The organism is Scleromatobacter humisilvae (genome assembly GCF_023231945.1).
GTDB lineage: Bacteria > Pseudomonadota > Gammaproteobacteria > Burkholderiales > Burkholderiaceae_C > Scleromatobacter > Scleromatobacter humisilvae.
Genome location: NZ_JAJLJH010000016.1, coordinates 39,919 through 51,983, shown reverse-complemented (window position 1 = coordinate 51,983; position 12,065 = coordinate 39,919). Strand labels below are relative to the sequence as shown.

The window sequence follows — 12,065 nt, the reverse complement described above, 5'->3', positions numbered from 1 at the left end:
CAGATCCCGGCACATCAAAACCTCTTGATGGAGAGAATCAACATGGCAACTGCAACGAAGAAGGCCGCTCCGGCCAAGAAGGCTCCGGCCAAGAAGGCCGCTCCGGCGGCGAAGAAGGCGGCACCGGCAAAGAAGGCCGCTCCCGCGAAGAAGGCGGCGCCGGCCAAGAAGGCGGCTGCTCCGGCGAAGAAGGCCGCTCCGGCCAAGAAGCGCACTCCCAACGCCGCGTTCATGAAGGCGATGACGCCCTCGCCGACGCTGGCGGCCGTGATCGGCTCGACGCCGATCCCGCGCACCGAAGTCACCAAGAAGGTGTGGGAGTACATCAAGAAGAACGGCCTGCAGGACAAGGCCAAGCGCACGATGATCAACGCCGACGCCAAGCTGAAGGAAATCTTCAAGAAGGCCCAGGTCTCGATGTTCGAGATGACCAAGCTGATCAACAGCCACCTGAGCTGATCGTCCCGGGGCCGCCTTGTGCGGCCGCCGACGAGATGTTCCTGAAACCGGCGCCGCGACGCAAGTCGCCGCGCCGGTTTTTTCATGGCGTGCGCGATTCCCTGCGCCATGCGATGGACGTCGGGTAACGAGCTGTGACGCGCAGGCAGAATGCACGACAGGAGTGCGGCCCGTCACGGCGACGTGGATGAGGCCGGCCCTTTATAAACATCGTTGTTGAGGTCCGATTGAGATACGAAATGAGCATCGAGCGCAGCACGGAGCTGCTGCGCCAGGCGTTGCCGTGGATGTCGCGCCAGCGGGCCGGGTTGCATCCGGTGAGCTATGCCGTCTGGTTCGACTACGTCGCCCAGACGAACCCGCCGCTGCGCGCCGCCATCGACGAGCACCTGGCGCGCGAAGGCGCGCTCGACGAGTTCGCCACCCACGCGCTGTTCAAGCGCCACGTGGCCGACGTCGATCCCGAGGCCGCCCAGCGCATGGTCGACCAGATGCAGCGCGTGCTCGGCGGGATCGGCGAATCGGCCGGCGCCGCCGGCGCCCACGCCGCGCGCTACAGCGCATCGCTGGCACAGCTGGCCGTCGCGCTGGTGCAGGGCGATACGGTCAGGGGTATCCAGGCCGACAGCAGCCCCGGCGTGGCCCGCAACGGCCCGGCTCCGCGCAAGCTGGCCGACGTCGTCGCCGAGGTCATCGCCGACACCGGCACCATGCGCAGCCAGATCGGCGGCCTGCAGCAGCGCCTGGCCGACAGCCGGCGCGAGATCGAGCGCCTGCGCGACGAGGTGCGCCGCGCGCGCGAGGAATCGCTGCGCGACTCGCTGACGGGCCTGTCCAACCGGCGCGCCTTCGACCAGGCGCTGGCCGCCTGCCTCGCGGCCCCGCAACTGCCGACGCCGGCCGCCGGCGCGCGCCATGCCCAGGCCACCATCGACGCCGCCCGGGCCGCAGCGGCGAGCCGCTCGGCGTCCGGTGCCGACGCGCGCGGCGCCTGGCTGCTGCTCGCCGACATCGACCACTTCGGCCGCATCAACGAGGCCCACGGCCGCGACTTCGGCGACCAGGTGCTGCAGGCGGTCGCGGAGGCGCTGCGCACGCTCGTGCCGCAGGGCGCGACGCTCGCCCGGGTCGACGGCGAGGCCTTCGGGCTGCTGGCGCCCAGGCTCGACGCCGCCGCCGCGCTGGTGCTGGCCGACCGCGTGCGCGCGCACATCGGCAGTGCGCGCATCCGCCGGCCGGATCAGGACGAGGCCGAGCGCGTGACGCTGTCGGTCGGCCTGGCGCGAGCGCGCGACGGCGAGTCGCCGCAGGCGCTGCTCGATCGCGCCGGCGCGGCGCTGCGCCAGGCCAAGGACGCCGGACGCGACCGCGTCGTCAGCGCGGGCTGAGCTGCAAGCCTAGCCGGCGAGATAGGGCGCCAGGTAGCGCCCGGTGTGGCTCTGCGCACAGGCCGCGACGTCCTCCGGCGTGCCTTCGACCACCACGGCGCCGCCGCCCGCGCCGCCCTCGGGGCCCATGTCGATCACCCAGTCCGCCGTCTTGATGACGTCCAGGTTGTGCTCGATCACGACGATGGTGTTGCCGGCGTCGCGCAGCTGGTGCAGCACGGTCAGCAGCAGCTGGATGTCGGCGAAGTGCAGGCCCGTCGTCGGCTCGTCGAGGATGTAGAGCGTGCGGCCGGTGTCGCGCTTGGAGAGCTCGAGCGCCAGCTTGACGCGCTGCGCCTCGCCACCGGACAGCGTCGTCGCGCTCTGGCCCAGCGTGATGTAGCCGAGGCCCACGTCCAGCAGCGTCTGCAGCTTGCGCGCGATGTTGGGCACCGCGTTGAAGAACTCGAGCGCGTCCTCCACCGTCAGCTCCAGCACCTGCGCGATGTGCTTGCCCTTGTAGAGCACCTCCAGCGTCTCGCGGTTGTAGCGCTTGCCGTGGCAGATGTCGCAGGGCACGTAGACGTCGGGTAGGAAGTGCATCTCCACCTTCAGCACGCCGTCGCCCTGGCAGCTCTCGCAGCGGCCGCCCGACACGTTGAAGCTGAAGCGCCCCGGCCCGTAGCCGCGTTCCCGCGCCGCCGGCACCTCGGCGAACAGCTCGCGGATCGGCGTGAACAGGCCCGTGTAGGTGGCCGGATTCGAACGAGGCGTGCGGCCGATCGGGCTCTGGTCGACGTTGATGACCTTGTCGAAGGCCTCCAGGCCCTCGATGGCCTCGTGCGGGGCCGCCTCGGCGTGGCTGCCGTACAGCTCGCGCGCGACGGCGGTGTAGAGCGTGTCGTTGACCAGCGTGGACTTGCCCGAGCCCGACACGCCCGTCACGCAGGTCAGCAGGCCGACGGGGATGTCGACCGTCACGCCCTTGAGGTTGTTGCCGCGCGCGCCGCGCACGCGCAGGCGCGCCGCGTTCTGCGGGTCGTCGTCCTCGGGCTCGTCGCGCCATGGGTGGCGTTCGTCCGGCACCGGGATGCTGAGCACGCGCGACAGGTACTTGCCGGTGAGCGAATCCGGATTGGCCGCGACCTCGTCCGGCGTGCCCTGCGCGATGATCTGGCCGCCGTGGCGTCCGGCGCCCGGGCCCATGTCGATGCAGTACTCGGAGGCGCGGATCATGTCCTCGTCGTGCTCCACCACCAGCACCGAGTTGCCGAGGTCGCGCAGGTGGCGCAGCGTGGCGATCAGGCGGTCGTTGTCGCGCTGGTGCAGGCCGATCGACGGTTCGTCCAGCACGTACATCACGCCCGTCAGGCCGGAGCCGATCTGCGATGCGAGCCGGATGCGCTGCGCCTCGCCGCCGGACAGGGTGTCGGCGCTGCGGTCGAGGCTGAGGTAGTTCAGGCCGACGTTGTTCAGGAAGGTCAGGCGGCTGCGGATCTCGCGCACGACCTTGTCGGCGATGTCGGCGCGCGAGCCCTCGAGGTGCAACTGCTCGAAATAGGACAGGCAGTCCGACAGCGTCGAGTGCTCGATCTCGTAGATCGGCTTGCGGGCCGACGAGGTGCCCACGAGGAACACGTTGCGCGCCTCGCGCCGCAGCCGCGTGCCGTGGCACGACGGGCAGGCGCGCGCGGCCTGGTAGCGCGCGAGATCCTCGCGCACCGCTGCGGAATCCGTCTCCTTGAAGCGGCGCTCGAAGTTCGGCAGGATGCCCTCGAACGGATGTGCGCGCCTGACGACGGTCTGCTTCTTCGTCTTGCCCGTGCCCTCGGACGTGTAGGTGAACTCGATGTTCTCGTCGCCCGAGCCGTTGAGCAGCACTGCGCGCGCCGCCTCGGGCAGCGATTCGAACGGTGCGTCGACGTCGAAGCCGTAGTGCGCGGCCACGCTCTCGAGCATCGAGAACGTGTAGCCGTTGCGGCGATCCCAGCCCTTGACCGCGCCGGCGGCCAGGCTCAGCGTCGGGAAGGCGACCACGCGGTCGGGGTCGAACGCGACGACCTGGCCCAGGCCGTCGCAGCTCGGGCACGCGCCCACCGGCGAGTTGAACGAGAACAGCCGCGGCTCCAGCTCGGGCAGCGAGTAGCTGCAGATCGGGCACGCGAACTTGGCCGAGAACAGGTGCTCGGCGCCGGTGTCCATCTCGTAGGCGATGGCGCGGCCGTCGGCGATGCGCAGCGCGGCCTCGAAGCTCTCGGCCAGGCGCTGGCGCGCGTCGTCGCGCGTCTTCAGGCGGTCGATGACGATGTCGATGTCGTGCTTCTCGGTCTTCTTCAGCGTGGGCAGGTCGCTCGCCTCGACGATCGCGCCGTCGACGCGGAAGCGCACGTAGCCCTGCGCCTGCATGTCGGCGAACAGCTCGGTGAACTCGCCCTTGCGGTCGCGCACGACCGGCGCCAGCACCATCAGCTTGGTCTCTTCCGGCAGCGCGAGCACGTTGTCGACCATCTGCGCCACCGGCGTCGCGGCCAGCGGCAGGTCGTGGTCGGGGCAGTAGGGCGTGCCGGCGCGCGCGAACAGCAGGCGCAGGTAGTCGTGGATCTCGGTGACCGTGCCCACCGTCGAGCGCGGGTTGTGGCTGGTGGCCTTCTGCTCGATGGAGATCGCCGGCGCGAGGCCCTCGATCACGTCGACGTCGGGCTTGTCCATCAGCTGCAGGAACTGGCGCGCGTACGCCGACAGGCTCTCGACGTAGCGGCGCTGGCCCTCGGCGTAGAGCGTGTCGAACGCGAGGCTGGACTTGCCCGAACCCGACAGGCCGGTGATCACCACCAGCGCGTGCTTGGGGATGTCGAGGTCGATGTTCTTCAGGTTGTGCGTGCGCGCGCCGCGCACGCGGATCGCGTGGGCGTCCGGGCGCGCGATGCGCAGCGCGCGCTCGAGCTCGGCGTCCGAACGCGGCTCGCGCACGGCGCTGCCGAGGTAGCGCTCGGCGCCGTCTCCGGCCCGCGGCGGTGTGGCGGCGTCAGGGGCCTTGGCGCGGGTTTCGCGGGTCTTCTTGGCGGCGGGAGCGGAGGTCTTGGAGGATGGCATGGCAAACGGCAGGCAACCGACCATGATAAACAAGCCGTCAAGCCCTTGCACGTTTTCCAGGCCGCGGGCCGACACAGGGCCGCTGTGCGCGATCCGCCGGCAATCCACCGCGAAATCGCCGAGCGCGGCAAACGGCCTCGAAATCGCGCCGAATGCCGCCGGGTGTTTTCGCCGGGCGCCGGAACATGGACGACATCCGAAATCCCACCCGATGTCGACATGCTGCACTTCGATACCGCCCAGATGGCCGCGATCACGCAGGCCCACTTCTTCTCCCGCGTCGCCGAGTTCATCCGCGACCAGACCGCCGTCCCCGCCTACCGCCAGGCCGCGCTGGACACCACGCTGCGCACCTCGGTTTGGGCGCCGCACTGGCCCAAGCTGCGCGACGCCACCGAGCACGACGCCGCGCTGTTCATGTGCTTCCTGCTCGCCTGCGCGACGCTGGGCGTGGACGCGACGCGCGCCGCCGAAGCGGTGCGCCAGTCCAGCCAGCCCGAGACCAGCATGAAGCTGTTCCTGTCGGAGCGCGGCCTGCTGCGCTTCTCGGCCTTCGACATCCCCGACCTGACGCGCCCGCGCGGCGCCGAGGGCTGACCATGGGCTGCTTCTCCCGCGCGTCGTCGGCGTCGGCGAAGGCGCCCTGCGCGGCCTGCTGCCGGGCCGATCACGCCAAGGACGACGAGCTGTCGCAGGCCAGCTCGGCGCGCATCGCCGTGTTGACGGGCCGGCGCGGGCCCGTCAACGCCGCATCGGCTCCCGGCGCCGCGTCCGGCGCACCCAGCGGTCGCGTCAACAGCGATTGCGCGCAGCAGGCCCGGGCGCTGGCGCCCGTGGTGCAGCGCTTCGATCGCTATCGCGAGGCCTTGCCGTCGGCGCGGGCGGCGGCGGACATGAACGAGCTGGGCGACAAGCCCGGCGACGTGCCGTCGGCCAAGCCCTGCCTGACGCGTCTGCCGATGCAAGCGCAGCGGCTCAACGCCACGCTCGGCGTGCCGCCGGGAACGATCAAGGACACGGACCTTCGCAACGACGACACCGGGTTCCGGGCGGCGCTGTACCGCGACGAAGGGACGGGCAAGGTCATCCTGGTCCCGCGCGATACGCAGCCAGACAGCCTCGTCGATTGGCAGGCCAACATCCGCAATGGCCTGGGCATCGACACGCCTCAGTACCAGGCGATGCGCAACCTCACGTCCAAGCTCGCTGCCAACGACCAGATGTTCGACATCGCCGGCTATTCGAAGGGAGGCGGCCTCGCGCAGCAGGGCGGCTTGATGAGCGACTTGTCGCAAGTTCGGCTCTTCAACTCGGCCGGCGCGCCGGCCGAGATGCTGGCATGGAGCGGCAAGACGGACTTCGACAGCCTGACCGCGCGCACCAAGGCCTTCAGCTCCGAAGGCGACTTCCTCACGTTCATGAACACGACGACCGACCCTGGCCAGAACATCATCAATTCGCGCTTTCTCCAGCGCGAGCTGGCGGGCCAGGGCCCCGGACTGAATCCGATCAACATCAAGGTGCGCAATCCGGCCATGCGGGGCGCCGACGACCCGGAGTTCGCCGGCGACAAGCAAGCCTACATGGGCGAACTCCTCGCTCACATCGACGACATGCAGGCCGCCTACGACTCGGGCGGCGTCGTCCAGCTCTTTCCCGCCGTGCGTGCCGGATCAAAGGAAGTGATCGGCGGCAGCATGACCCTCCCGGGCAAGCTGCTGGGCGCCGGCAGCGACCAGCCGAGGCTGGGCAAGCTGGCGCAGCACAAGATGGGCGTCGTGCTCGACGCGCTCGAGACGTCGACGGTGGGCGACCGCCAGCGCCTGCAGGAGTTCATGAAGCAATGCGGATGATCGACCGTGCGTCGTGGCGGCCGGGCCGGCTCGCCACCTTCCTCATCGCGGCGGCCGCCGCCCTCGCCACCCCCAGCTCTTTCGCCATGCCATCACACACGACGTTCTTCGACCCCGGCCCACAGGCGGCGCTCGAACTCTCCATCCGTGACCACGATCGAGCGGCCATGCAACGCGCCCTGCTGGCGGGCGCCGACGTGAACGCGAAGGGAAAGTTCGACGTCACGCCGCTGATGATCGCGGTCGACCTCCAGGATCTCGAGGCCGTCGACACGCTTCTCGCCCAGGGTGCCTTGGCCAACGCGAAGGCGCAGGACCGGAACGGCCCGGTGAGCCTGGCGGCCAGGAGCTACCTCGCGCATCCCCATGGGCGCGACATTCTCGTCGCGGTCATCAAGGGCGGCGGAGACCCGGACACGCGCCAGCCGGATGGCAATCCCGTCCTGATGCAGATGATCCTGGCGCATGACGCCGCGGGCCTGGGATTGATGAAGTCGCTCGGCGCGAACCTCGACACGGTCGATCGCGGCGGCGATCCGTTCATCACCAACGTGGCCATGTCGGCCGATTGGGACATGGTGTGGGCCCTGCTCGAGCTGGGCGCGGCCTGGGACTACGAACACGGCGACACGCGGCAGCCGCTGTCCAAGGCGCTGAGCCTGCGATACCCGTCGCCGGATTCGCCGCTCTATCCTTACAAGCTCAAGGTCTGGCAGTTCCTGAAGGACAAGGGCATCGCGCTGCCGCCCCTGAGGAACTAGTGTCCTGTCGCGGAAATACGCCGCGATCGGCCCGTTTGGGCCCGCCCCGCAGCAGTTCGACCCACACGTGGGTCAATCCAACTCCTCACCGCACGTCCTGCTTGCGTGCCGAAGCCGGGTCGAATCCGCAGGCTGCGTATTTTCGGGACGGGACACTGGGAGTGCGCTCAATTCGCCGCCGCGGCCGCCCGCGCCGCCACCGACGCGGCCTGGTCCGCCTTGCGATCCGCCGTCACCTTCTGCGCGCTCGGGCGCTGCTCGATCAGCTTGATGTAGCTCTTCCAGTCGATGCCCGCGGCCTGCAGCATGTCGTCGCCGTAGATCACCTTCGTCCCGAGCGCGACCAGCGGCAGGCTGACGTAGGCGGCGCAGTCGGCGAGTCCGAAGTCGGGGCCGGCCAGGTACGGGCCGAACTTGGCCAGGCGCTGGAAGGCGGCGATGTTGCGGGCGAGCAGCTTCTCGATGCGGGCCTTGTTGCCGTCGCTCACCTTGCCGCCGAAGAAGGCCTCCGGGTAGAGCTCGCGCACCACCAGTTCCAGGTGCAGTTCGACGAAGGTGACGAGTTCGCGCACCTTGGCCTGGCCCCAGATGTCGGCGGGCATCAGCGGCGGCTGGGGATGCAGCGCCTCCAGGTATTCGACGATCACCTCGCTCTCGCACAGCGAGCCGTGCTCGGTGCGGATGTAGGGCACCTTGCCGAGCGGCGAGCACATCAGCATCTCCTCGGTCTTGTCGCCGCCCATGGCGCAACGCTCCTCGACGAACGGGATGCCCTTCTCGATGAGCACCATCTTGACCTTGTTGTAGTAGTTCGAGAGCGTGAATCCGCTGAGCGTGATCATGGCGTTTCCTGAAGGGCGTGACGGGCTGGACAGGCGTTGACGGCGCCGCCGCTGACGGTGTGGGCGCCAGTGTAGGCGGGCCGACGGCGGCGTCGTGCCGCCTGCGTGACAGGCTCAGCGGGCGCGGCGATCCAGCAGGCGCAGCACGGCCCAGGCGAGCAGGCCCGCGACGATCCCGCAGGCGTGCGCGATCGGCGCCACGGCGATGCCGAGGGCCTCGCTGGCGCGCGGCGCGAGATCCCACGGCGCTTCGGACACCCCCTTCGCCAGCGTGCCGGCGAGGATCGCCACGCCGATCCAGCGCTCACCCAGCGGCGGTGCGTCGGCGGGCGGCGTCGGGGGCGCGTCCAGCGTCGAGACGGGCAGCGCCGTCGACGCGCCCAGCTCCGTCATCGCCCACGGGCCGTCGGTGATGCGCGAAGGCTCGATGGCCGAGGCGCGCGTGGCGACGAAGGCGGCGTCCTCTCGCGGTGCCGCGTGCGAGCGCGCCCGCACGGGCGGCCACGCAAGCGACAGCCCCAGCACGACGACGCCCGCGTGCAGCACGCCCGACAGCCCGAAGTAGTGCGGCATCGCCGCGGCCAGGCGCTCGCTGCCGATCGCGGCCATCAGCACCTGCGTGCCGGGCCAGGCGACGAACCAGGCGGCGGCCGCCGCGGGGGGCAGGCGCGCCCGCCAGCCGACGAACGCGACGACCGCGCCACCCGCCACGTTGACGAGCAGGTGCGCCAGGCTCCCGTGCACCCACGCGCAGGTCCACAGCCGCCACGGCTCGCGCAGGCCGAACGCGGGCTGCCAGTCCAGCGCGCTGGCGCCGCCGGCCGAGACCATCGTCACGGCGATGGCGCCCAGGCACAAGAGTCCGCTCAGCACGACCCAGGCCATGCCGTCGATTCTGAAGAGGCGACTCACGCGCCCGGACCGAACACGGCGCGCCACAGCGCGCGCCCGGCGGCGCGTTCGGGCGCCAGCGTCTCCTCGGAAAACAGCGTGGGCTGTTCGTCGAGGCGCGCGCGGTGCTGCGCGCGGCGCAGCTCGCGGTAGGCGTCCGCGGCCGCGGCACCGATGCCGGCATCGAGCAGGCGGGCCTCCTCGGCGCGCTTGAGCAGCGCGATGTTGCCCAGGTTGTCCTGCAGGCCCGGGTGCGTGCGGCCATGCGCGAGCACGAGGTACTGCACGGCGAACTCGATGTCCATCAGGCCGCCCGCGCAATGCTTCGGGTCGATGCGCGTGTCGCGCTGCGGGTGCGCGTCGCGCACCTTCTGGCGCATCGCCGAGATCTCCTGGCGCAGCGCCTCGGCGTCGCGCTCGGCCTCGATGACCGCGCGCCGCGTGGCCTCGAAGCGCTCGCCGAGCTCGGCGTCGCCGGCGCAGAATCGGGCGCGCGTGATGGCCTGGTGCTCCCACGTCCACGCGGTGTTGCTGCCGCGGCCGCGCTGGTAGCGCTCGAACGATTCGATCGAGGTCACGAGCAGGCCGGAGTTGCCGTTGGGCCGCAGCGCGGTGTCGATGTCGAAGAGTTCACCCGCCGCGGTGCGCAGCGTCAGCCACGTGATGAGCTTGCGCACGAAGGCGGCGTAGACCTCCTGCGCCTGGTACGGGTCGGCCTCGCCAGCGTCGTCGTAGAGGAAGACGACGTCGAGGTCGCTGCCGTAGCCCAGCTCCTTGCCACCCAGCTTGCCGTAGGCGATCACGGCCAGCCGGGGCACGTCGCGATGGCGCTTCTTCAGGTGGCCCCAGGCCCAGTCCAGGCTGCGCTGCAGGATGGTGTCGGCCAGCGCGGACAGCTCGTCGGCCACCGCCTCGACGGTGATGCGGCCCTCGACGTCGCGCACCAGCGTGCGGAAGATCTCGGCGTGGTGCGCGCGCCGCAGCGTGTCGAGCAGCGCGCCCTCGTCGGCCTCGCCGGAGCGCTTCCAGGCCTCGTGGCGGCTCTCGAGTTCGGCGGTGAGCGCGGCCGGGTCGAAGCGCTCGATCATCGTGCGCTCGTCGGCGAGCTCGTCGATCACGCCCGGATGCAGCATCAGGTAGCGCACCGGCCAGCGCGCGAGCCCGAGCAGACGCAGCAGGCGCCGCTGCACGTTCGGGCGTTCGACCAGCAGCGCGAGGTAGCTCTCGCGGCGCAGCAGCGGTTCGATCCAGTCGACGAAACGCGTGGCGGCGTCGACCGAGCAGTTGCCCGAGCGGATCTCGTCGACCGCGCGCTGCACCAGCTTGGCGATGCGCAGCCGGCTTTCCTCGCGCAGGTTCTGCACGCGCGGGTTCTCCGAGAAGCGGCGCACGCGTTCGCCGAGTTCGGGCGGCAGCCGGTCGAGCCAGGTCTCGCTTTCGAGCTGCGCCTGCGGCGCGCTGCAGCTGCCGTTGCGGCACCCGCTGTTGCGCGGCGGCGGCGCGCGGCCGTCGTGCAGCAGCGTGTCGAACTCGGTGGAGACGAACTCGCGCGTCTCGCCGAGGCGGTCGAGCAGCTCGCAGGCGTTCTTGCCGCAGGACAGCCCGAGGCTGGCGGCGATCCAGCGCAGGTCGTCGTCGTTGGTGGGCAGCAGGTGCGTCTGCTGGTCGTCGAGGAACTGAATGCGGTGCTCGATGCGGCGCAGGAAGACGTAGGCCTCGTGCAGCTTCTCCGCCGTCTCGGCCTTCATCAGGCCGGTGGCGCGCAGCCTGTCGAGCGCCTTCAGCGTCGAGCGCGTGCGGATCTCGGGGAACTGCCCGCCGCGCACGACGAGCAGCAGCTGCACGATGAACTCGATCTCGCGGATGCCGCCGCGCGACAGCTTGACGTCGTTGGCACGCTCGGGCCGGCCGGCGGCGCGGCGCTGCGCCTCCTCGCGGATCTTGTGGTGCAGCGTGCGCAGGCCCTCGAACACGCCGTAGTCGAGATAGCGCCGGTAGACGAACGGCGTCACCAGCGAGCGCAGCGCCAGCGCGCGGCCCGAGGTGACCGCGGCGCGCGGCGCGACGACGCGGCTCTTGAGCCACGCGAAGCGCTCCCACTCGCGGCCCTGCACGAGGAAGTATTCCTCCAGCATCGCCAGGCTCACCACCGGCGGCCCCGAGTTGCCGTTGGGCCGCAGGGCCAGGTCGACGCGGAACACGAAGCCGTCGTCGGTCACGTCGCCGATCAGCGCGTACATGCGGCGCGCCATCTGGCCGAAGTATTCCTGCGCGCTCACCGGCTTCTCGCCGTCGGTGGTCACTTCCTCTTCGTAGACGTAGATCAGGTCGATGTCGGACGAGACGTTGAGCTCGCGCGCGCCCAGCTTGCCCATGCCGACGATCCAGAACTCGACCTTCTCGCCGGCCGCGTTGCGCGGCACGCCCCAGCGCGGATCGATGTCGGCCAGCGCCTGCGCGTGCGCGCGCTCGAGCGTGGCCTCGGCCAGGTGCGTCATCGCGGCGGTGACCTCGGCCTGGTCGGCGTGCTGCTCGATGTCGAGCACCGCCAGCCGTTCCAGCACCAGCTGGCGCGCGATGCGCAGTGCGCGCATCACGGGCATGCCTTCGGCCTCGAGCGCCGCGATCAGCGCCGTGATGGTCGCGAAGTCGGGCAGGCCGTCCGGCAGGCGCCCCAGCATGTCGGCGTAGCGGCGCCGCACGCGCTGGACGAAGCGGCTGTGCGCCGCCTTGGCCTGGCCACGCGCGAGGGGAAGCGGGATTCCGGGTGCGTTCACGTCGCCAGCCCCGCCGTCGCGC

9 protein-coding genes are annotated in these 12,065 nt (G+C 70.6%); 5 read left to right on the top strand and 4 right to left on the bottom strand.

Going from position 1 to position 12,065, the window contains the following annotated elements:
• Nucleotides 1-42 precede the first annotated feature (42 nt).
• Both LPC04_RS28120 and LPC04_RS28115 read left to right on the top strand, forming a co-directional pair.
• Nucleotides 43-459: an SWIB/MDM2 domain-containing protein gene (locus LPC04_RS28120; RefSeq protein ID WP_275685653.1), complete on the top strand. Its 417-nt coding sequence runs from the start codon at nt 43-45 to the stop codon at nt 457-459.
• Between the two features lie 239 nt (nt 460-698).
• A complete protein-coding gene (locus LPC04_RS28115; protein ID WP_275685652.1) occupies nt 699-1,847 on the top strand; it encodes a GGDEF domain-containing protein in 1,149 nt (382 codons plus the stop codon).
• A 9-nt stretch (nt 1,848-1,856) separates the two neighbouring features.
• Here the strand turns inward: LPC04_RS28115 and uvrA are convergent, their stop codons facing one another.
• A complete protein-coding gene (uvrA, locus tag LPC04_RS28110) occupies nt 1,857-4,919 on the bottom strand; it encodes an excinuclease ABC subunit UvrA (protein ID WP_275685651.1) in 3,063 nt (1,020 codons plus the stop codon).
• A 219-nt stretch (nt 4,920-5,138) separates the two neighbouring features.
• Between uvrA and LPC04_RS28105 the strand changes: the two genes are divergently transcribed.
• The 3 genes from LPC04_RS28105 (at nt 5,139) to LPC04_RS28095 (ending at nt 7,533) form a co-directional block, all read left to right on the top strand.
• Nucleotides 5,139-5,516: a hypothetical protein gene (locus LPC04_RS28105; protein WP_275685650.1), complete on the top strand. Its 378-nt coding sequence runs from the start codon at nt 5,139-5,141 to the stop codon at nt 5,514-5,516.
• Nucleotides 5,517-5,518: 2 nt separating this feature from the next.
• Nucleotides 5,519-6,772: a Tle-like phospholipase domain-containing protein gene (locus LPC04_RS28100; RefSeq protein WP_275685649.1), complete on the top strand. Its 1,254-nt coding sequence runs from the start codon at nt 5,519-5,521 to the stop codon at nt 6,770-6,772.
• A 167-nt stretch (nt 6,773-6,939) separates the two neighbouring features.
• Nucleotides 6,940-7,533, top strand: a complete 594-nt coding sequence (locus LPC04_RS28095) for an ankyrin repeat domain-containing protein (protein ID WP_275685648.1) — start codon at nt 6,940-6,942, stop codon at nt 7,531-7,533.
• Nucleotides 7,534-7,700: 167 nt separating this feature from the next.
• Here LPC04_RS28095 and LPC04_RS28090 read toward each other — a convergent pair whose 3' ends face one another.
• The 3 genes from LPC04_RS28090 to glnE all read right to left on the bottom strand — a co-directional run bounded on the left by LPC04_RS28090 (nt 7,701) and on the right by glnE (nt 12,043).
• On the bottom strand, nt 7,701-8,375 hold the full coding sequence (locus tag LPC04_RS28090) for a glutathione S-transferase (RefSeq protein WP_275685647.1): 675 nt from the start codon (nt 8,373-8,375) through the stop codon (nt 7,701-7,703).
• A 114-nt stretch (nt 8,376-8,489) separates the two neighbouring features.
• Nucleotides 8,490-9,260, bottom strand: a complete 771-nt coding sequence (locus LPC04_RS28085) for a rhomboid family protein (protein WP_275685646.1) — start codon at nt 9,258-9,260, stop codon at nt 8,490-8,492.
• Nucleotides 9,261-9,283: 23 nt separating this feature from the next.
• Entirely contained in the window at nt 9,284-12,043 is a 2,760-nt protein-coding gene (gene glnE / locus LPC04_RS28080; protein ID WP_275685645.1) for a bifunctional [glutamate--ammonia ligase]-adenylyl-L-tyrosine phosphorylase/[glutamate--ammonia-ligase] adenylyltransferase, read from the bottom strand.
• Nucleotides 12,044-12,065 lie beyond the last annotated feature (22 nt).